Raw genomic sequence first — 19,326 nt, 5'->3', positions numbered from 1 at the left:
CGATAGTCCTGGACGGTCGTCCAAATCAACTCGTGGCCCACGTGTCCGAGGCCGCGAGGGTGACCCGCACCGCCTCCACCTGGGGCACCCCGGGCCCATGGACAGCGACCTCCACCCGGCCGCGAGACCGCTCACGAGGACACCGCGCGGCCCTCCCCGAGCGAAGGGGCGTCCTCCGGGGCATCTCGTGCGGTGAACGCGACCCATGACACGGCCCGGACGGAGCGAACCCATCAACTTGCTTGCGCAGGGCTGCACTTGGCGCTGCATCGATCCTCCGGCACCGCCGGACGGGACGATAGGGAGCACAGTCAATCCGGAGCAATATTGGCGCCTGAGCTTCATATGTCCGGGTGGACCAGACCCTCGGCGGCACGCAAGACTGTGCGGCAATCAGAGGAAGGTGACATGCCACCGAGGGACAACCCCACCGCACGACAGGTCCGGCTGGGCGGCGAGTTGAGGAAGCTGCGCGAGCAGGCCGGCATGACCGCACGTGAAGCCGCCGGGCTGATCTCCACCGACCAGGCGAAGATCAGCCACATCGAAGCGGGCCGCATCGGTGTCGGCGAGGAGCGCATCCGCCGTCTGGCCGGCTTCTACGCCTGCGACGACACCGCACTGATCGACGCGCTGTGCGCCATTTCCCGGGAGCACCGGGGCCAGTTCTGGTGGGACGACTACCGCGGCGTGCTGGCGCCCGGCTTCCTGAACATCGCGGAGCTGGAGCACCACGCCCGTTACATGCGCTGCCTCCAATCCCTGACGATGCCCGGCCTGCTCCAGATTCGGGAGTACGCCCGCGCCCTCTTCGAAGGCGTCTTCCCCAAGCTGTCCGAGAACGAGGTGGAGGCGCGGGTGGAGCACCGGATGCTCAGGCAGGGCGTGCTGGACCGTGAGAATCCGCCGAAGTTCGATGTCGTCATCCACGAGGCAGGACTGCGCATGAGGCCCGGTGGCCGCAAGGTCGCGCGCGCCCAGATGGAACGACTGCTGGAGGAGACGGAACGTCCGGCGGTGACGGTGCGCGTGATTCCGTTCGCCGCCGAGCAGTTCGTCGAAGTGACGCAGACCGTGCTGTACGCGGGCGGGGTCGTGCCGCAGCTGGACACCGTACACATCGACGCCCCGTTCAGGGGCGTGCATCTCCATGCCATGGCCGATCTGAACCGATACCGCATGCAGCTCGACTTCGCGGAGGAGGTCGGTCTCGACCCCGACGAGTCGCGGAGCTTCATTCACCACATCGCACGCGACCTGTGATAATCCGCGACATGGACACTGAGATCAGCTGGCAGAAGTCGTCGTTCTCCGGCGGCGGAGAGCAGTGCGTCGAGGTCGCACGGCATGCTGAGGAGATCCTGTTGCGCGAGGGCGACGATCCGCATGTGGTCGCCCGCACGAGCCGTGACACGTTCGCCGCCCTCGTCCGAGGCATCAAGTCGGGCGAATTCGACAACGCCGTTCGATAGCGCACCCCACTGTCACTCGTATGAGCCCCTGCCCGGTCCGGGCGGGGGCTCATACGCGCATGGACAAGCACTCACCGGAACAAGGTTGCACCGACCGCATCCGTGACGCCCCCGCCCCCGTCCCCGCACGCCACCCCGCAGCACCCGCGTGACCATGAGTTAGGCTCGCCGGGGCGCAGCGAGGAGCCTCGGCCCGGCATCGGGCCCGGAGCCAGGATCGATCCCGTGCCGGCCGTCGCATCGGAATCACCACCGGCCCGGCCCGGCCCGTCCCGCCCCGAGCAGCGACCCCCGGAGAAACCCGGTGCAGCGGAACCGGAAGAAGCTGTTCAGGAGTCGGCCCGTCGGGCCGGGATGTGAGGCCGCCCGTGCGGGACTACTTGCTGATGCTGTTCATCACGGCTGCGGTGACCCATCTCCTGACCGGACCGGTCCGCAAGTTCGCCATCGCGATCGGAGCGGTGCCGGAGATCCGGGCGCGCGACGTCCACCGCGAGCCGACCCCGCGCCTCGGTGGCATCGCCATGTTCGGCGGGCTGCTGGCCGGGTACCTGGTGGCATCGCACCTCCCGCACCTGGAGGAGATCTTCACCCAGAGCTCGGCGCCCCGGGCGCTGCTGTCCGGGGCCGCGCTGATCTGGCTGCTGGGGGTGCTCGACGACAAATGGGAGCTGGACTCGCTGGTCAAGCTCGGCGGGCAGCTGCTGGCTGCCGGGGTGATGGCGTTCCAGGGGCTGACGATCCTCTGGCTGCCGGTGCCGGGCACCGACGGGTTCTACCTCGCCGACTGGCAGGGCACCCTGCTGACCGTGGGACTGATCGTCTTCACGATCAACGCGGTCAACTTCGTCGACGGGCTCGACGGGCTTGCCGCCGGAACGGTGGGCATCGCGGCGACGGCGTTCTTCCTGTACGCGTACCGGCTCTGGTACGGCTACGGCATCGAGGCCGCCGCCTCGACCACGCTCATCTCCGCGATCCTCGCGGGCATGTGCCTCGGCTTCCTGGTGCACAACTCGCACCCGGCCCGTGTCTTCATGGGCGACTCCGGCTCCATGCTGCTCGGGCTGCTCATCGCGGGGTGCGCGGTCTCCGTCACGGGCGAGGTCGATCCGAGCCTGTTCAACCGGCCCGTCGACGGCACCACCGGAACTGCCGCGATGGTGCCGGTCTACATCCCGCTGCTGCTGCCGCTGTCGGTGATCGCGCTGCCCGTCGCGGACCTCGTGCTCGCGGTCATCAGGCGCACCTGGAACGGGAAGTCGCCGTTCGCCGCCGACAAGGGGCACCTCCACCACCGGCTGCTCCAGCTCGGGCACTCGCACCGGCGTGCCGTGCTCCTCATGTACTTCTGGTCGACGCTGATCTCGTTCGGGGTCGTGGCGTATTCGGCGCGGGGCGCCAAGTCCTGGATTCTGTACGGGGTCGCGATCATCTGCGGGCTCGGGCTGGTCCTGCTGCTCCAGCCCCGCTACGACTTCGCCATCACCGACGTGCTGGCCCGGATGCGGCTGATGCGTCCCCGGGCCACGGGACGGGTGGTCGCCACCGGTGGCCGGCCCACCGAGGAGGACGCGGCCGATCAGCGCCCGCACGCGGACGCCGGACATCGGGCGTAGGACGAACAACGGGCGGACGCCGGGCAGCGGGCGCGGGACGGGACAGCGGGCCGGTCGCCGACCTGGACCGCTTCCTGACCGCCCTGTTCCGGGGCAGGCTGCTGCCGCCCGCCCAGCAGAAACTGGTGTTCACGATTCCGAACGCGTCGAGTGCCACCACCAACACGCACTGCACCGACGGGAATGCCTGCTTCGGTGTCGGTGGACTCATGCGGTACCAGCTGCCGGACAGGAAGTACGTCCGGGGGAAGACGGGTTCGCGGCCCGGTTGGGACAACGGGTTCTTCGCCACCCGGAATCTCGGGCACCGGGTGGTCTACTCGCTGAATCCCACCGGGACCGACTCCGGACTCGTGTACATCAAGAGGATCATCACCGCCTCGCTCACGGACTGAGCGAGGCGGTGCCGGGTGCCGGAGCGGCTCAGGCCTTCGGGGCCACCTTGGAGAGCCCGTTGATGATCCGGTCCATCGCGTCCCCGCCCGTCGGGTCGGTCAGGTTGGCGAGCATTTTCAAGGTGAACTTCATCAGCAGCGGGTGCGTCAGGCCGCGCTGGGTGGCGATCTTCATCACCTTCGGGTTGCCGATCAGCTTCACGAAGGCGCGGCCCATCGTGTAGTAGCCGCCGTAGGTCTCCTTGAGCACCTTCGGGTAGTTGTTCAGGGCCAGTTCGCGCTGGGCGGGGGTGGCACGGGCGTGGGCCTGGACGATGACGTCCGCCGCGATCTGGCCCGACTCCATGGCGTAGGCGATGCCTTCGCCGTTGAACGGGTTGACCATGCCGCCCGCGTCACCGACGAGCAGCAGGCCCCTGGTGTAGTGCGGCTGGCGGTTGAAGGCCATCGGGAGGGCCGCGCCGCGGATCGGCGTCGTCATGTTCTCGGGGGTGAAGCCCCAGTCCTCCGGCATCGAGGCGCACCACGCCTTGAGCACCTCGCGCCAGTCCAGCTCCTTGAACGCGGAGGAGGAGTTGAGAATGCCGAGACCGACGTTGGACGTGCCGTCGCCCATGCCGAAGATCCAGCCGTAGCCGGGCAGCAGCCGGTCCTCGGCGCCGCGCCGGTCCCACAGCTCCAGCCAGGACTCCAGGTAGTCGTCGTCGTGGCGGGGCGAGGTGAAGTACGTCCGCACGGCCACGCCCATCGGGCGGTCCTCGCGGCGGTGCAGGCCCATGGCGAGCGACAGCCGGGTGGAGTTGCCGTCGGCGGCGACGACGAGCGGGGCGTGGAAGGAGATCGGGGTCTTCTCCTCGCCGATCTTGGCGTCGACACCGATGATGCGGCCGGTGCGGTCGTCGATGATCGGGGAGCCGACGTTGCAGCGCTCGTACAGCCGGGCGCCGGCCTTCTGCGCCTGACGGGCCAGCTGTTCGTCGAAGTCGTCGCGCTTGCGGACCAGCCCGTAGTTCGGATAGGCGGCGAGATCCGGCCAGTCCAGCTGGAGGCGGACGCCGCCGCCGATGATGCGCAGCCCCTTGTTGCGCAGCCAGCCCGCCTCTTCGGAGATGTCGATGCCCATGGAGACGAGCTGCTTGGTGGCGCGCGGGGTGAGGCCGTCGCCGCAGACCTTCTCGCGGGGGAAGGCCGTCTTCTCCAGCAGCAGGACGTCGAGTCCGGCCTTGGCGAGGTAGTACGCGGTGGTGGAACCGGCCGGGCCTGCCCCGACGACGATCACGTCCGCGCTGTGCTCGGAGAGGGGCTCGGTCACGGTCGGTTCTCCCGAAGACTCGAAAACGTGTGCCGCGCGGCACCTGTCCCATGCAGTCTAGGGGGGCCTGCTGATCAACTTCCCGAAGGGCTCCTCGATGTCAGCTCCTCAGATAGACCTGCGTGTCCCCACGGACGAGGACGCGTTCTCCTGGCACCGCGTGTTCGACGACCCCGAGGTGATGGAGTTCTTCGGCGGCAGGTCGGCCGAACTCTCCGTATACGAGGAGTTGACCGCCAGGCAGCGCAGGCACGACGCCGAACTGGGTTTCTGCCTCTGGACGGTGCTCGGCGAGGACGGCGAGGTGGTCGGCTTCGCCGGGGCGCAGCCCTGGCCGCACACCTCGTTCGGGCCGGTGGGCGAGATCGAGATCGGCTGGCGGCTCGGCCGGGCGGCCTGGGGCCGGGGTTACGCGACCGCCGCCGCGCACCTCACCCTGGAGCGGCTGCGCGCGGCCGGGGTGGCGGAGGCGGTGGCGGCGATCGACGCGCGGAACGAGCGGTCGATCGCCGTGGCGCGACGGCTCGGCATGGAACGGGCGGAGGAGATCACGACACCGTCGGGGCGCGCGGGTTACTGCTTCCGGCTGGCGCTGACCCCATGACGACGGCGCCCCCGTTGACGACGGCACCTCCGCCGACGACGTCCATGTGACGGTGCCCGGTCTCGGCGACGCCCGTGCGAGACGGTTCCCCGTCGTGACGGGGCCCGTGACGGCGGGGCAGGGCGGCGGCCGTGCGGCGGGCCCCCGAGGCGACGGGCAGGGCGGCGGCCGTGCGGCGGCGGGCGGTTCCGAGACATCGGCGCGGGAAGCGCCTGCGGGCGTCCGCCGACCGCATGGTGCCCCGCCCGGTACCTCGGGTGGGCAGGCGTCGGCGGGCACGGGGCCGACCGCGTGGGGCAGCGCCCCCACGCGTGCGTGGACCCAAGGGCTGTCCCGTAATCCGTGGTGGACCGGTGCGCGGCGTCAGATGTGGTGCATCGCAAGGCGGAGGGGCGTCCGCATACTGGACGTATGCGGACGTTCCGACAACGCGGCGAGGTGCCGCAGCTGTCGTCGCGCGCCCGCCAGGGATTACGGGACAGCCCTTACGCGCGCACGCCCCGGTGCAGGGCCACCACGCCGCCGGTGAGGTTGCGCCAGGCGACCTTCGACCAGCCGGCCCGCTGGAGCTTCGCGGCGAGCCCCGGCTGGTCGGGCCAGGCACGGATCGACTCGGCGAGGTAGGCGTACGCGTCGGGGTTGGACGACACCGCTCGCGCGACCGGCGGCAGCGCCCGCATCAGGTACTCGGTGTACACGGTCCGGAACGGCGTCCAGGTCGGCTGCGAGAACTCGCAGATCACCACGCGGCCGCCCGGCTTCGTCACCCGGTACAGCTCGCGCAGTGCCGCGTCGGTGTCCTGGACGTTGCGCAGCCCGAAGGAGATCGTCACGGCGTCGAAGGTCTCGTCGCGGAACGGCAGCTTCGTGGCGTCGCCCGCCGTGAACGGCAGCCAGGAGTGGCGGCTCTTGCCCTCCCGCAGCATGCCGAGCGAGAAGTCGCACGGCACGACGTACGCACCCGTCGCGGCGAACGGCAGCGAGGACGTCGCCGTGCCGGCCGCCAGGTCGAGGATCTTCTCAGCGGGGCGGGCGTGCACCGCCTTCGCGACCTCCTTGCGCCACAGCCGGGCCTGGCCGAGCGACAGCACATCGTTGGTGAGGTCGTAGTTCGCCGCCACGTCGTCGAACATCGTGGCGACTTCGTGCGGCTGCTTGTCCAGGGAGGCTCGGGTCACCCGCCCATTCAAGCAGCCCGGTCCGCGGTGCCTCGCGCCGGTCGCCGGTCATGCCGGTCGTAACCGGTCACGAGTGGTGCGTGGCCGGAATGAACCGATCGTGTCCGACAACAGTCAGTACAGAGGGGAGCACGGAGCAGCCGCGAGCGGGGGAATCCAGATGTCCGCACAGGGCGCGCGCCGACCGGGGCGGCCGAAAGAGCGCAGGGCAGGACGTGGCATGTCGGTTGCCCTCCCCATGGCATTGATCTGTGTCGCCGCCGTGGTGGGGGTACGGGTACTCACCGACGGTGACGAGAAGAAGGACGACTCGACGTCCGTGGCGACAGGCACCGGCACGTTCACGGTGGCCCGGGCGAAGGCCGGGGACACCGGCGCGGACGCCACCGCGAACAGCAGCGGTGGCAAGGGCGGCCACGGGGGCCGGGCGGACCCGAGCCACGCCTACCGGGTCGAGGTGGAGGACGGTACGGGCGTCGACCCCGACCGGGCCGCCGCCGAGGTCGCCCGCGTCCTCGCCGCCCCGAAGGGCTGGTCGCACCATGGCGAGCGCGCCTTCCGGCAGGTCGCCGACGACCCGGCCGGGCTTGTCGTCCGTATCGCCACACCCGCGACCACCGACGACATCTGCGGCAGGAGCGGCCTGGACACCCACGGCGAGGTCAACTGCCGGGTGGGCGCCGACGTGATGGTCAACCTCAAGCGGTGGCAGCACGGATCGCCCGAGTTCCACGGGCCGCTCGCCGACTACCGGGCCCTCATCATCAATCACGAGGTCGGCCACTGGCTGGGCCACGGCCACGAGACCTGCCCGGGGAAGGGACGCCCGGCGCCCGCGATGATGCAGCAGATCGACGGGCTGAAGGGCTGCGTCTCCAACGCCTGGCCGTACGACGCCAAGGGGAGCTACCTGGGCGGCCCGGCCGTGCCGTGACGACCGGACGGACCACCGGAACCCGGGTCCGACGGACCACCTCGCCCACAGACCACCTCGCGGACGGACCGTCTGACCGGAGACGCGTGGGAACCGCTCCCGTCGGCGGCTCCCGTGCCCCGCTCGCTCCCGTCAGCCGCGGCGGAAGACCAGGCGTCCGCCGAGCACCGTCGCCGTGCAGCTCCCGGCACCGGCGGTGCGCAGCTCGGCCGGGTCCCGCACGCCGAACACCGCGAGGTCCGCGGGCCCACCGACGGCCAGGGCCGCCACGAACACCTCGTCGGGCTCGGCCACACAGGCCAGCGGGTCGAGGCCGACGGGCTGCGCGGCCGGTCCCGGGGCATGGACCCGCAGGCCCGAGCGGGCGACCGCGGTCCGCACGGCGGGCCGGGTGAACGGGCCCCGGACGGCCGTCGTGCCGTGCCGCAGCATCCGTTGCAGCCCGCGCCGGGCACTCGCGCCCCAGCGCGCCTCGTCCAGGTCGAGGGCGACGAGCGCGGCACCGGTGATCGGCTCGGTGCCGAGTTCGTCCGCCTCGCGCGGGTCGGGGTGGTAGGCGGCCTCCAGCAGGGCCGGCGCCCCGGCGTTCAGCAGCCCGGGGGTGATCAGGCCGGACCAGCGCCGGACCCGGGCCCGCGGGCGGTCGGCGAGCAGATCCTCGTACGGGCCGATCGCGGCGATCGTGCCGCCGTCCACGGCCACGGCGTCGGCCCCGACCGGGGCACCGTGCACCACGTCGGCGGCATGCACCGTCAACACATCGGCCCCCGGGATCAGTTGGTGTTCAGGAGCTTCAGCTCGGGGTGTGCCGTGCCTCCGTCGATCGCCGTGGACGAGATGTGCGAGGTCACGCGGTCGTCGACCGGGTCGTTCGCGGGGTCGTCGTGGACGACGAGGTGCTCGTACGTCGTGGCGCGCTGCGCGGGCACCCGGCCCGCCTTGCGGATCAGGTCGATGATCTCCAGGCGGTTGGAGCGGTGCTTGGCACCGGCCGAGGAGACCACGTTCTCCTCCAGCATGATCGAGCCGAGGTCGTCGGCGCCGTAGTGCAGCGACAGCTGGCCGACCTCCTTGCCGGTGGTCAGCCAGGAGCCCTGGATGTGCGCGACGTTGTCCAGGAAGATCCGCGCGATGGCGATCATCCGCAGGTACTCGAAGAGCGTGGCCTGCGTCCGGCCCTTCAGCTTGTTGTTCTCCGGCTGGTACGTGTACGGGATGAAGGCGCGGAAGCCGCCGGTGCGGTCCTGCACGTCACGGATCATCCGCAGGTGCTCGATGCGCTCGGCGTTGGTCTCGCCGGTACCCATCAGCATGGTGGAGGTGGACTCGACACCCAGGCGGTGGGCGATCTCCATGATCTCCAGCCAGCGCTCGCCGGACTCCTTCAGCGGGGCGATCGCGGTGCGCGGCCGGGCCGGCAGCAGTTCGGCACCGGCTCCGGCGAAGGAGTCGAGACCGGCGGCGTGGATGCGCTCGATGGCCTCCTCGACGGAGACCCCGGAGATCCGGGCCATGTGCTCGACCTCGGAGGCGCCCAGCGAGTGGATGACCAGCTGCGGGAACGCCTTCTTGATGGCGGAGAAGTGCTTCTCGTAGTACTCGACGCCGTAGTCCGGGTGGTGACCGCCCTGGAACATGATCTGCGTCCCGCCCAGTTCGACGGTCTCCTCGCAGCGGCGCAGGATGTCGTCCAGGTCGCGGGTCCAGCCCTTGGCGGTGTCCTTGGGCGCCGCGTAGAACGCGCAGAACTTGCAGGCCGTGACGCACACGTTGGTGTAGTTGATGTTGCGCTCGATGATGTACGTCGCGATGTGCTCCGTACCGGCGTAACGACGGCGGCGCACGGCGTCGGCCGCCGCCCCCAGTGCGTGCAGCGGCGCCGACCGGTACAGGTCGAGGGCCTCCTGCGGGGTGATCCGACCGCCTTCGGCGGCACGGTCGAGGATGGGCTGGAGGTCGGCCTTCTCGGTCACCGGGCTTGTCACCTTTCGGCGGATTTTCAACGGTCACGGACCGGTTCAGCGTACGCCAGCCCTGCTCGGCGTCAGCTGCCGGACCGGGTGAGGGTGCCGTACGGGAGCCCCGCCGAACGCTCCTCGGACCGGAACCGGAGGGTGCCGTCCGCGCCTCTGGTGAAGTGGACGTCGGCCTCGGTGGAGGTGCAGAAGGTGCGGTCGCCGGGGCGGTCCGGATCGACGCGTTCCCGGAGCATCAGCTCCTCTTCGGTGCCGGAGGTCATGGAGGCGACGCTGTTGCAGCGGACGGTCAGCCCGAGGGCGGACACCTCCGTCGTCATGCGGACCACGTCGGTTCCTTTCTTCCCCTCGGTGATCACGGCGGTGAGCGTGCCGTGCGGTGCCCCGGAGGTCTTCTCGGTGAGCGGGCCCCGCCAGGTGCCGACGAACTCCTTCGGTACCTCGGCGACCTGGTCCGGGCGGCCCGAGCCCGCTCCCGAGCCAGGGCCCGGATCCGACCCGGAGGGCTGCGAGGGCTGCGTGGAGGGGGCGGTGTCTGAGCCCTGCCCGACGTTGTTCCCGCCGCCGCCCGGCATCAGGTCGAGGAGGAACGCACCGCTCACGGTCACGACGGCGAGCGCACCGGCCACGGCGAGGGCGACCGTGCAGCTGAGACGTCGGCCCCGGTGCGTGTCGGGCCTCGACGGGCCGGAGTCGGCGCTGAGGGTGACGGAGAACCGGGGGTCGGCCGCCCGCTGTCCGGGCAGCCCGGAGGCCCCGGACGGCGGGTGCGGGCGCGGGTGATCGTGCGTCGCGGGTCCGTCCGCCTCCGTCGGGGGCCAGGCGGGCCCGCCCGGTCCCGGCGGCCGGATCCGTTCGTACGACGGGGACGGGAACGGTTCGGCCGGCGGGCCGAACGCACCGCCCGCGCCCGTCGTCCCCGCCGCGGCATCACCGCCCAGACCCTCCGCGCCCCCCGAACCGCCGTGACCGCCCGAACCGCCGCGGTCTCCGACGGCGTCCGGCTCGTTCGCACTCCACGACGCCCCGCTGAACGGCACCGGCCCCGACTGCACCGGCACGTCCTGCGGCTCCAGGTCGAGCAGCGCGACCGCCTCCCGGCTGACCTCGCGCACCAGCGGACCGGGCAGCCAGCCCGCCGCCACCAGCTCCGCGGCCCCGCCCGGCGCCAGCCGCCGCGCCAGCTCCGTGGGGGTCGGCCGGTCCTCCGGGTACTTCTCCAGGCACCCGGCGACGACCTCCCGCAAGTCCCCCTCCAGCTCCCCCAGCTCGGGCTCCTCGTGCACCACCTTGTAGAGCAGCACGGCGGACGAGTCGCCCAGGAAGGGGGCCGTACCGGTCGCCGCGTACGCGAGCACCGCGCCGAGCGAGAAGACGTCGGCCGCCCCCGAGATGTCCACGCCCCGGATCTGTTCCGGCGCCATGTAACCGGGCGAGCCGACGGACACCCCGGTGGAGGTGAGCGAGGCGGTGGCGCCGATGGCGTGGGCGATCCCGAAGTCGATCAGCCGGGGCCCGTCGAGGGCCAGCAGGACGTTGGACGGCTTCACGTCCCGGTGGATGAGCCCCAGCCCGTGCACCGCGGCCAGCGCCTCGCCGAGCCCAGCGCCCAGGGTCCGCACCGCGTGTTCGGGGAGCGGCCCGTGCTCGGTGATGGCGGCGGACAGCGGCGGCCCGGCCACGTAGCCGTGGGCCACCCACGGAATGGGGGCGTCCGGGTCGGCGTCCAGGACGGGCGCCGTCCACTGCGCGCCGATCCGCCGGGCGGCGTCCACCTCCCGCCGGAATCGGGCCCGGAACTGCTCGTCGAGGGCGAAGTGGGGGTGCACGACCTTCACCGCGACGGTGCGGCCTCCCGCGCTGCGGCCCAGATACACCCGGCCCATGCCGCCCGCACCGAGCCTGCCGAGCAATCGGTAGGCACCGATGGTCAGCGGTTCGCCGGCTTCCAGCGGCTGCATATACGTACTCCCCCTGTGTACCCGGCCGTGTCTCCGGTCGGGAGCCTAGTGCCGCGACCGGAGGGGTTCACCGGCCGACGGGCCCCGGCAAACCCTTCCGACAGCAGCACTGGGCGACGAAGGTCATCCGTTCCCAGAGGAAACCATCCGCCGTTTTCGCCCGCGAGGGAACGAACAACTGCTTTCGACACAACAAAAGGCGTGAATACATCGTTCACGCGAGCGATTCCGGTACACAACCGGGACTCCGTCCGGAGCCCATCCGGGAATCGGCAATTCGGCGCGTATTAACCCGAACCGTTGGCCGGCTCGGAAGAAGAACGCGGGAGAGGCGGGAGAACACGACAGAACGCGACGGAACACGGAGAACGAACCGGAGAACCATCCGGAGAGCGAAACGGGAGAGGGGCGCCGGGGAAGACCGGCGGATTTCCGGGCCCGGAAGTTCAGGATTCATCCATACCCCGTCCTTATCCCCGCGTCCCCCGAAGACCCCGAGACCCCGAAGACCCCGAAGACCCCGAGACCCCTGAGACTCCTGAGCCCCCGAAGACCCCGAGATCTCCAAGATCCCCGCGGCGCCCTCCTCACCCCGCGGCGCCACGCCCCGTGCCGTCCCGCCGGGCCCGCTCCACCCCGTCCCGCCGGGCCCGCTTCCGCCCCGACGACCGTCCCGGCCTCAGCCGCCGAGCAGCTCGACCTTCACGTCCGCCGGGAAGCCGGTCGTCGGGCCGACCCGCCGCGCGAACTCCCGCACGCCCGCCAACTGGTCCGGGCCGAAGCGGAAGTCCAGGGTCGTGAAGTACCGCTCCAGCACCTCCGCGTCGAACGACTCCCAGCGTGCCGCCTGCTCCGCGACCTTGGTGACCTCCTCCAGGGAGAGGTCCCGCGAGGCCAGGAACGCCTCGTGCACCTTGCCCACCTGGTGGGGCTCGGCCGCCAGGAAGTCCTTGCGGGCCGCCCAGACCGCGAAGACGAACGGCAGCCCGGTCCACTCCTTCCACATCTGCCCCAGGTCGTGGACCTGGAGGCCGAGCCGGGGTGCGTCGTGGAGATTGGCCCGCAGGGCGGCATCGCCGATGAGCACGGCGGCGTCGGCCTCCTGCATCATCAGGCCGAGGTCCGGCGGGCAGGTGTAGTAGTCCGGACTCACCCGGTACCGCTCGGCCAGCAGCAACTGGGCCAGCCGCACGGAGGTGCGCGAGGTCGACCCGAGGGCCACCCGGGCCCGGTCCAGCTGCTCCAGCGGCACCTGGGACACGATCACGCACGACATGACCGGCCCGTCGCACCCCACCGCGATGTCCGGGAAGGCGACGAGGTCGTCCGCGTTGCGGAGGAACTCGACGAGCGTGACCGGACCGATGTCCAGATCGCCCCCGACCAGCTGCTCGCTGAGCTTCTCCGGGGTGTCCTTCGAGAGCTCCAGGTCGAGCAGGGTTCCGGTCCTCGCCAGCCCCCAGTAGAGGGGAAGGCAGTTCAGGAACTGGATGTGGCCGACGCGCGGCCGGCTGCGACGGCCGTCGCCGGCGAGGCTTGAAACGGTTGAATTGTCCACATCGCGAGGCTAGACCTGTGGTATCGCACGGACGGCACCGGGTGCGCGCGGCATCACCCGATCCCCTCTGCCGGTCCATCGGCCCGGGGAGCAATGGGGAGCAATAGGGAGCCGGCTCCCCGGGCCGTATGCCGGTATCGTCACCGACCCCATGGGCGCCGAAGCCTCTTCCGCGCCTCTCGGAGTTGCCCCCGAAGGAGCCCGCCGGACACCTCCGCGCCGCCTCTCGGACGCGTACTTCGTCAGCTCATCCGCGGGGCAATGAAACATCCGGGTGAAGTGATCTTTCCCTCTACCCTTCCCTACACGCTGCGTGCTAGGCTCGACGCAAGTTGCAGTTTGGTTTCCCTTGCAGTACAGAGCCTGCGGAGCATGTGACCCGCAGGCTTTTGTAGTTTTCAGACTTCTTTGCAGGTTCTGGAGCAGGGCAACCCTTTGGCCCAAGGAGGGCTTATGGCTACCGGAACCGTCAAGTGGTTCAACGCTGAAAAGGGCTTCGGCTTCATCGCCCAGGACGGCGGCGGCCCGGATGTCTTCGTCCACTACTCCGCGATCAACGCGTCCGGGTTCCGCTCCCTCGAGGAGAACCAGGTCGTGAACTTCGACGTCACTCAGGGCCCCAAGGGTCCGCAGGCTGAGAACGTCACCCCGGCCTAGTTGCCCGGGTCGGCCGATCGCGGCCGACTAGCAGTACCGAAGGAGTCCCGTTCCTTCTTCCGTCCCGGCGGAGGGAGAACGGGGCTCCTGCCTTTTCCGGGCGCTTTTTCGTTCGCGCGCCTTCTCCCGCGCGCCATCTCCAGCATGTCTTCCCCGGCATGTCTTCCCCCGCGCGCCTTCTCCCGCAGGCCCGGCCGAGCCGGTGGGAAACCGCCACTTGACCTTGACCTCGTGTGAGGGCCTGCACTGGGAGCATCATGTTCACCATCGGAGACTTCGCCCGGTACGGGCGCGTGTCGGCCCGGATGCTGCGCCACTACGACGCCATCGGGCTCCTGCGCCCCGACCGCACCGACCCCGCCACCGGATACCGCTTCTACGGGGCCGCTCAGCTCGCCCGGCTCAACCGCATCATCGCGCTCAAGGACCTCGGCTTCACGCTTCAGCAGGTGCATGCCGTCCTCGACGAGCAGGTGGGACCGGAGGAGCTGCGCGGGATGCTGCGGCTGCGGCGGGCGGAACTGGAGGAGGCCGTGGCGGCAGCCACCGCACGGCTGGTGCGGGTCGAGGCGAGGCTCCGGTCGATCGAGAGCGAGGGACACATGTCCATGGACGATGTGGTGGTACGGAACGTGCCCGTGATGCGGGTGGCCGAGTTGACCGGAGTCGCGGTCGGCTTCGAGCCGGGGGACATCGCTCCGGTGATCGGGCCGCTGTACGAACGGCTCTTCCCCCTGCTGGACGCGGTGGGGGTCCGTCCGAGCGGGCCGGGCGTCGCGCACTACGAGGGCGTCCCCGACGGCGACGGCGCGGTCGTCGTCCACGCCGGGGTGACGGTCTCCGCCCCCGTGGGCCCGCTCGGCGACACCGGCGTCATGGTGGTGGAACTGCCCGCGATCGAGGCGGCGACCGTCGTCCACCGGGGGGCGATGGACGACGTACTGCCGACGGCCCAGACCCTCGCCCGCTGGATCGACGCCAACGGCTACCGGTCCACCGGATACGCCCGGGAGATCAACCTGGAGTGCCCGGAGGACCGGGACGCCTGGGTGACCGAACTCCAGGAGCCGGTCGCCCGGGTCTGACGACCCCGCCCGCGGTTCGTGCGACGCGTCGCCGTCACAGGGAATCCCGGGGAGCGCGGCCCCGGAGTCGCCGGAGGCCGCGTTCCCCTCTCCCCCTCTGCCCCTCCTGCCCGCCGTGTACGGGATCGTCACCGTCCTCCGGGCCCCGCCCACAGCCCGTCGTCGGTCAGTCCGAGCAGGTCGATGGCGTTGCGGCGGACGATCCGGTCCACCACGTCGGCGTCCAGATGTCCCATCTGCGCCTCGCCGACCTCGCGCGACTTCGGCCAGGTGGAATCGGAGTGCGGGTAGTCCGTCTCGTACAGGACATTGCCGACGCCGATCGCGTCCAGGTTCCGGAGCCCGAAGGCGTCGTCGAAGAAGCAGCCGTGGATGTGCTCGGCGAACAGTTCCGACGGCGGGCGGTGGACCTTGTCGGCGACGCCGCCCCAGGCCCGGTTCTCCTCCCAGACCACATCGGCGCGTTCCAGGATGTACGGGATCCAGCCGATCTGTCCCTCCGCGTACATGATCCGGAGGTTCGGGAACCGCTCGAACTTGCCGCTCATCAACCAGTCGACCATCGAGAAGCAGCAGTTGGCGAAGGTGATGGTGGAGCCGACGGCGGGCGGCGCGTCGGCCGAGGTGGAGGGCATCTTCGAGGACGAGCCGATGTGCATCGCGATCACCGTCCCCGTCTCGTCACAGGCCCGCAGGAACGGATCCCACTCGTCCGTATGAATCGATGGCAGGCCGAGATGCGGAGGTATTTCGGAGAACGCCACCGCGCGCACACCGCGTGCCGCGTTGCGCCGGACCTCGGCCGCGGCGAGTTCGGCGTCCCAGAGCGGGATCAGGGTGAGCGGGATGAGCCGGCCCCGCGCCTCGGGACCGCACCACTCCTCCACCATCCAGTCGTTGTAGGCGCGCACCCCGAGCAGCCCCAGTTCCCGGTCCTTCGCTTCGGTGAAGGTCTGTCCGCAGAAACGGGGGAAGGTGGGGAAACAGAGGGCGGACTGGACGTGATTGACGTCCATGTCGGCGAGCCGCTCGGGGACCGAGAACGAACCGGGACGCATCTGCTCGTACGTGATGATCTCCAGCTTGATCTCGTCCCTGTCGTAGCCGACCGCCGTGTCGAGACGGGTGAGTGGACGGTGCAGGTCCTCGTACACCCACCAGTCGCCGATCGGCCCCTCGTCACCTTTGGCACCCATCACGGGAGCGAACTTTCCACCCATGAAGGTCATTTCCTTCAGCGGTGCGCGGACGATCCGGGGGCCGCGGTCGAGGTACTTCGACGGGAGCCGGTCCCGCCAGACATGAGCGGGCTCCACCGTGTGGTCGTCCACCGAGATGATCTTCGGGAAGGTCTCCATGCCCACCACGGTAGCGCCGATCTGACGAACCGTCAGCTATCCGGACCGGGCCCCGTTCTGCGATCGTTGTCGAGGGCTTGTGCAGAGGGCCACCCGTTGCTGACGACTGCGGCCATGACAAGGCAAACTGTTGAGCGCGATACCAGCGGTACGGAGCAATCCGGATAGGCGCCACCCGGCCGGAACATGGGCGGCGGGCTTCCGGACGAACAGCACATCGGCACGATCGGCGGGGCGAGCAGGGCAGGGGGCAGCAATGGACCGTGACAACGGGCCGCGCGTGCATGTTCCGGAGCAACGCGCTCCTGGGCAACGGCCGGCCGACGGCACCGATCTGCGCTTCTCCGTCCTCGGCCCGGTACGGGCCTGGCGGGGCGGCGAGGCCCTCCCGTCCGGTTCGCCGCAACAACGCGCCCTGCTGACCGCGCTGCTCCTTCGCTCCGGACGCACGGCCACCGCCGCCGAACTCATCGACGCCATCTGGGGCGAGGACCCGCCCTCGCAGGCGCTCGCCGCCGTGCGCACGTACGCCTCCCGGCTCCGCAAGATCCTCGACCCGCGCACACTGGTCAGCGATGCCGGCGGATACGCGATCCGCACCCGGCAGGACTCCGTCGACCTGGCCGTGGCCCAGGAGATCGTCGCCGAGGCGGAGAAGGCCCGCGCGGGCGGCGACCGCACCCACGCCCGCACACTGTTCGGCGACGCGCTCGGCCTGTGGGACGGCGAGACCCTGGCCTCCGTACCCGGCCCGTACGCGGAGAACCAGCGCACCCGCCTGGAGGAGTGGCGGCTCCAGCTCACCGAGACGCGTCTGGAGCTGGATCTCGACCTCGGCTGCCACGCGGAGGCGGTCTCCGAGCTGACCGCGCTCACCGCCGCGCACCCGCTGCGCGAACGACTGCGGGAACTCCTCATGATCGCCCTGTACCGCAGCGGCCGACAGGCGGAGGCGCTCGCGGTGTACGCGGACACCCGTCGGCTGCTCGCCGACGAGCTCGGGGTCGATCCGCGCGCCGAACTCTCCCAGCTCCAGCAGCGCATCCTGCAGGCCGACGAGGAGCTGGCCCGCCCGGCCGACGAACCGGTCCCGGCCCCGGCGCCGGTGCGTCCCGCCCAGCTCCCGGCCACCGTCCCGGACTTCACCGGCCGCGCCGTCTTCGTGCAGGAACTGGGAGACCGGCTGGCGACCGCGGAGGGCGCGGTCATGGCCGTGTCGGCGCTGGCCGGCATCGGCGGTGTCGGCAAGACCACCCTCGCCGTGCACGTCGCCCACCAGGCACGCCAGCACTTCCCGGACGGGCAGTTGTACGTGGACCTCCAGGGCGCGGGGGCCAGGGCCGCGGAGCCGGAGACGGTCCTCGGCGCGTTCCTGCGCGCCCTGGGCACGGCGGACACGGCGATCCCCGACTCGCTGGACGAGCGCGCCGCGCTCTACCGCTCGACACTCGACGGCCGCCGCATCCTGGTCCTGCTCGACAACGCCCACGACGCGGCCCAGATCCGCCCCCTGCTCCCCGGCACGCCGGGCTGCGCCGCACTGGTCACCAGCCGCGTGCGGCTGGTCGACCTGGCCGGCGCCCACCTGGTCGACCTGGACGTGATGTCGCCGGAGGAGGCGCTCCAGCTCTTCACCCGGATCGTGGGCGAGGAGCGGGTCGGCACCGAGCACGAGGCCGCCCTCGACGTGGTCGCCGCCTGCGGTTTCCTCCCGCTGGCCATCCGCATCGCCGCCTCCCGGCTGGCCGCCCGGCGCACCTGGACGGTCACCGCCCTGGCCGCCAAGCTCGCCGACGAGCGTCGCCGCCTGGACGAGCTCCAGGCCGGCGACCTCGCGGTGAAGGCCACCTTCGAGCTCGGCTACGGGCAGCTCGAACCCGCCCAGGCCCGCGCCTTCCGCCTGCTGGGCCTTGCCGACGGCCCGGACATCTCGCTGGCCGCCGCGGCGGCGCTGCTGGACCTGGAGGTGCACGCGGCGGAGGACGTCCTGGAGACCCTGGTCGACACCAGCCTCCTGGAGTCGGCGGCCCCGGGCCGCTACCGCTACCACGACCTGGTGCGCCTGTACGCGCGCTCCTGCGCGGAGCGGGACGAGCAGCCGCCCCGGGAGCGGGAGGCGGCGCTCTCGCGACTGCTGGACTTCTACCTGTCGACGGCGGCGGGGGTGTACGCGCTGGAACGGCCGGGGGACCGGCTGGTGGACCACCTGGAGCCGACCGAGCATCCGGGGCTCGCCTTCACCGACGGGCACGAGGCGGTGGACTGGCTCTACAGCGAGGCGGATTCGCTGCTCGCCTGCGCCCATCAGAGTGCGCCGAGCGGCATGCTCCAGCGTGCCGTCGACCTGCTCTGCGCGGCGAAGGACCTTGCCGAGTCGGGCGCGAACTCCCGTCAGTACGAGACCACCGGCGCTGCCCTGCGCGACGCGGCGATGGCCGTGGGCGACGCCCGTTCCGAGGCGCGGGCCCGGGTGTCGCTGTCCACCGTCTACCTCGTGTCCGGCCGGTTCGCACTTGCCGACGAGGAGGCCCGGCACGCGCGAGATCTGGCCAAGAACACCAAGGACCCGATCCCCGCCTGCTGGGCACCCAACGACCGGGGCATCATCGCCTTCTACCAGGGGAGACACGAGGAGGGCGAGAAGTTCCTGCAGGAGGCGATAGACAACTACCACGCCGACGGAAACCTCGTCGGCGAGGCATCCGCGCTGTGCAACCTCTCGCGCATCCACGTGAACATGAACCGCACGGACAGCGCGGTCGAGCTGGCCCAGCAGGGCACGGCCATCTTCGACGGCATGGGCCTCAGCCTCCGCACGGCCAACGGCCGGTTCGCGCTGGGCATCGCGCTCACCCAGGCCGGAAGGTCGACGGAGGCCCTGAAGGAGCTGGACGAGGCGCTGCGAGTGTTCCAGGGGAACCGTCAGCGGCTCTGGGAGGGCTCGACCCATTTCCGGATGGCGGAGGCGCACTTGGCCGACAAGCGCCCCGCGCGGGCGGCCCAGCACGCGGAGCAGGCACTGGCCCTGCGCGTCATCGGAGGCGAATGGATGCGGGGCAATGTCCTGATCACACTGGGACACGCCCTCGAACGCCTCGGTCAGATAGACCGGGCGCATGCATGCTGGACGGAAGCACTGGCCATCCACGAACAGTTCGGGGCCGCGGAGGCCGACAAGGTCCGGGCCCTCCTCACCCCGGCCGGCGCCGCCTGAGGT

At 70.9% G+C, this 19,326-nt stretch carries 16 protein-coding genes; 9 read left to right on the top strand and 7 right to left on the bottom strand.

Features of this window, described 5'->3' with window-relative positions; all coding sequences use genetic code 11:
- Nucleotides 1–408: 408 nt before the first annotated feature.
- From ACFC79_RS08860 to ACFC79_RS08845, 4 genes are all read left to right on the top strand, one after another.
- Complete coding sequence (locus ACFC79_RS08860; protein ID WP_376237051.1) at nucleotides 409–1,263, top strand: helix-turn-helix domain-containing protein; 855 nt, start codon at nucleotides 409–411, stop codon at nucleotides 1,261–1,263.
- Nucleotides 1,264–1,274: 11 nt separating this feature from the next.
- Nucleotides 1,275–1,472 carry a DUF397 domain-containing protein gene (locus ACFC79_RS08855; protein WP_376237048.1) on the top strand — a complete coding sequence of 66 codons (198 nt, stop codon included), beginning with the start codon at nucleotides 1,275–1,277 and terminating at the stop codon, nucleotides 1,470–1,472.
- Nucleotides 1,473–1,840: 368 nt separating this feature from the next.
- Complete coding sequence (locus ACFC79_RS08850) at nucleotides 1,841–3,091, top strand: MraY family glycosyltransferase (protein ID WP_376237045.1); 1,251 nt, start codon at nucleotides 1,841–1,843, stop codon at nucleotides 3,089–3,091.
- A gap of 125 nt (nucleotides 3,092–3,216) precedes the next feature.
- A complete protein-coding gene (locus tag ACFC79_RS08845) occupies nucleotides 3,217–3,486 on the top strand; it encodes a hypothetical protein (RefSeq protein ID WP_376237042.1) in 270 nt (89 codons plus the stop codon).
- A gap of 28 nt (nucleotides 3,487–3,514) precedes the next feature.
- Here ACFC79_RS08845 and ACFC79_RS08840 read toward each other — a convergent pair whose 3' ends face one another.
- Complete coding sequence (locus ACFC79_RS08840) at nucleotides 3,515–4,798, bottom strand: geranylgeranyl reductase family protein (protein ID WP_376237039.1); 1,284 nt, start codon at nucleotides 4,796–4,798, stop codon at nucleotides 3,515–3,517.
- A 97-nt stretch (nucleotides 4,799–4,895) separates the two neighbouring features.
- Here ACFC79_RS08840 and ACFC79_RS08835 point away from each other — a divergent pair, with 97 nt between their 5' ends.
- Nucleotides 4,896–5,402: a GNAT family N-acetyltransferase gene (locus ACFC79_RS08835; protein ID WP_376237036.1), complete on the top strand. Its 507-nt coding sequence runs from the start codon at nucleotides 4,896–4,898 to the stop codon at nucleotides 5,400–5,402.
- A gap of 485 nt (nucleotides 5,403–5,887) precedes the next feature.
- On the opposite strand, the gene ACFC79_RS08830 is transcribed toward ACFC79_RS08835, so the two are convergent.
- The gene (locus tag ACFC79_RS08830; RefSeq protein ID WP_376237033.1) at nucleotides 5,888–6,580 is read right to left on the bottom strand and encodes a demethylmenaquinone methyltransferase; all 693 of its coding nucleotides are present in this window, start codon (nucleotides 6,578–6,580) and stop codon (nucleotides 5,888–5,890) included.
- 220 nt (nucleotides 6,581–6,800) lie between these two features.
- Between ACFC79_RS08830 and ACFC79_RS08825 the strand changes: the two genes are divergently transcribed.
- Nucleotides 6,801–7,514, top strand: a complete 714-nt coding sequence (locus ACFC79_RS08825) for a DUF3152 domain-containing protein (RefSeq protein ID WP_376237030.1) — start codon at nucleotides 6,801–6,803, stop codon at nucleotides 7,512–7,514.
- Nucleotides 7,515–7,646: 132 nt separating this feature from the next.
- On the opposite strand, the gene ACFC79_RS08820 is transcribed toward ACFC79_RS08825, so the two are convergent.
- The 4 genes from ACFC79_RS08820 to ACFC79_RS08805 form a co-directional block, all read right to left on the bottom strand.
- Nucleotides 7,647–8,273, bottom strand: coding sequence for a hypothetical protein (locus ACFC79_RS08820; RefSeq protein WP_376237027.1), 627 nt, complete (start codon nucleotides 8,271–8,273; stop codon nucleotides 7,647–7,649).
- Nucleotides 8,274–8,287: 14 nt separating this feature from the next.
- A complete protein-coding gene (gene mqnC / locus ACFC79_RS08815) occupies nucleotides 8,288–9,487 on the bottom strand; it encodes a cyclic dehypoxanthinyl futalosine synthase (RefSeq protein WP_376237025.1) in 1,200 nt (399 codons plus the stop codon).
- A gap of 71 nt (nucleotides 9,488–9,558) precedes the next feature.
- Nucleotides 9,559–11,451, bottom strand: a complete 1,893-nt coding sequence (locus tag ACFC79_RS08810) for a serine/threonine-protein kinase (protein WP_376237022.1) — start codon at nucleotides 11,449–11,451, stop codon at nucleotides 9,559–9,561.
- A 679-nt stretch (nucleotides 11,452–12,130) separates the two neighbouring features.
- Nucleotides 12,131–13,009, bottom strand: coding sequence for a menaquinone biosynthetic enzyme MqnA/MqnD family protein (locus tag ACFC79_RS08805; RefSeq protein WP_376237019.1), 879 nt, complete (start codon nucleotides 13,007–13,009; stop codon nucleotides 12,131–12,133).
- Nucleotides 13,010–13,462: 453 nt separating this feature from the next.
- Between ACFC79_RS08805 and ACFC79_RS08800 the strand changes: the two genes are divergently transcribed.
- Both ACFC79_RS08800 and ACFC79_RS08795 read left to right on the top strand, forming a co-directional pair.
- Nucleotides 13,463–13,666, top strand: a complete 204-nt coding sequence (locus ACFC79_RS08800; RefSeq protein WP_003967102.1) for a cold-shock protein — start codon at nucleotides 13,463–13,465, stop codon at nucleotides 13,664–13,666.
- A gap of 257 nt (nucleotides 13,667–13,923) precedes the next feature.
- Complete coding sequence (locus tag ACFC79_RS08795; RefSeq protein ID WP_376237016.1) at nucleotides 13,924–14,751, top strand: MerR family transcriptional regulator; 828 nt, start codon at nucleotides 13,924–13,926, stop codon at nucleotides 14,749–14,751.
- 128 nt (nucleotides 14,752–14,879) lie between these two features.
- Here ACFC79_RS08795 and ACFC79_RS08790 read toward each other — a convergent pair whose 3' ends face one another.
- Nucleotides 14,880–16,109, bottom strand: coding sequence for an amidohydrolase family protein (locus tag ACFC79_RS08790; RefSeq protein ID WP_376237013.1), 1,230 nt, complete (start codon nucleotides 16,107–16,109; stop codon nucleotides 14,880–14,882).
- A gap of 256 nt (nucleotides 16,110–16,365) precedes the next feature.
- Here ACFC79_RS08790 and ACFC79_RS08785 point away from each other — a divergent pair, with 256 nt between their 5' ends.
- Nucleotides 16,366–19,323 (top strand): BTAD domain-containing putative transcriptional regulator, encoded by a 2,958-nt coding sequence (locus ACFC79_RS08785; RefSeq protein WP_376237010.1) that lies wholly within the window; start codon nucleotides 16,366–16,368, stop codon nucleotides 19,321–19,323.
- Nucleotides 19,324–19,326: the final 3 nt, after the last annotated feature.

It is taken from the genome of Streptomyces sp. NPDC056061, from assembly GCF_042266885.1.
Classification (GTDB): Bacteria; Actinomycetota; Actinomycetes; order Streptomycetales; family Streptomycetaceae; genus Streptomyces.
The sequence above is the reverse complement of the archived record's forward strand: the minus strand, read 5'-3'. Positions and strand labels throughout refer to the sequence as shown.

Bases quoted from the DNA above. Each gene is read 5' to 3' on its own strand.
- ACFC79_RS08860 (WP_376237051.1), top strand. From the start codon at position 409: ATGCCACCGAGGGACAACCCCACCGCACGACAGGTCCGGCTGGGCGGC.
- ACFC79_RS08855 (WP_376237048.1), top strand. From the start codon at position 1,275: ATGGACACTGAGATCAGCTGGCAGAAGTCGTCGTTCTCCGGCGGCGGA.
- ACFC79_RS08835 (WP_376237036.1), top strand. From the start codon at position 4,896: ATGTCAGCTCCTCAGATAGACCTGCGTGTCCCCACGGACGAGGACGCG.
- ACFC79_RS08825 (WP_376237030.1), top strand. From the start codon at position 6,801: ATGTCGGTTGCCCTCCCCATGGCATTGATCTGTGTCGCCGCCGTGGTG.
- ACFC79_RS08810 (WP_376237022.1), bottom strand. From the start codon at position 11,451: ATGCAGCCGCTGGAAGCCGGCGAACCGCTGACCATCGGTGCCTACCGA.
- ACFC79_RS08800 (WP_003967102.1), top strand. From the start codon at position 13,463: ATGGCTACCGGAACCGTCAAGTGGTTCAACGCTGAAAAGGGCTTCGGC.
- ACFC79_RS08795 (WP_376237016.1), top strand. From the start codon at position 13,924: ATGTTCACCATCGGAGACTTCGCCCGGTACGGGCGCGTGTCGGCCCGG.
- ACFC79_RS08790 (WP_376237013.1), bottom strand. From the start codon at position 16,109: ATGGAGACCTTCCCGAAGATCATCTCGGTGGACGACCACACGGTGGAG.
- ACFC79_RS08785 (WP_376237010.1), top strand. From the start codon at position 16,366: ATGGACCGTGACAACGGGCCGCGCGTGCATGTTCCGGAGCAACGCGCT.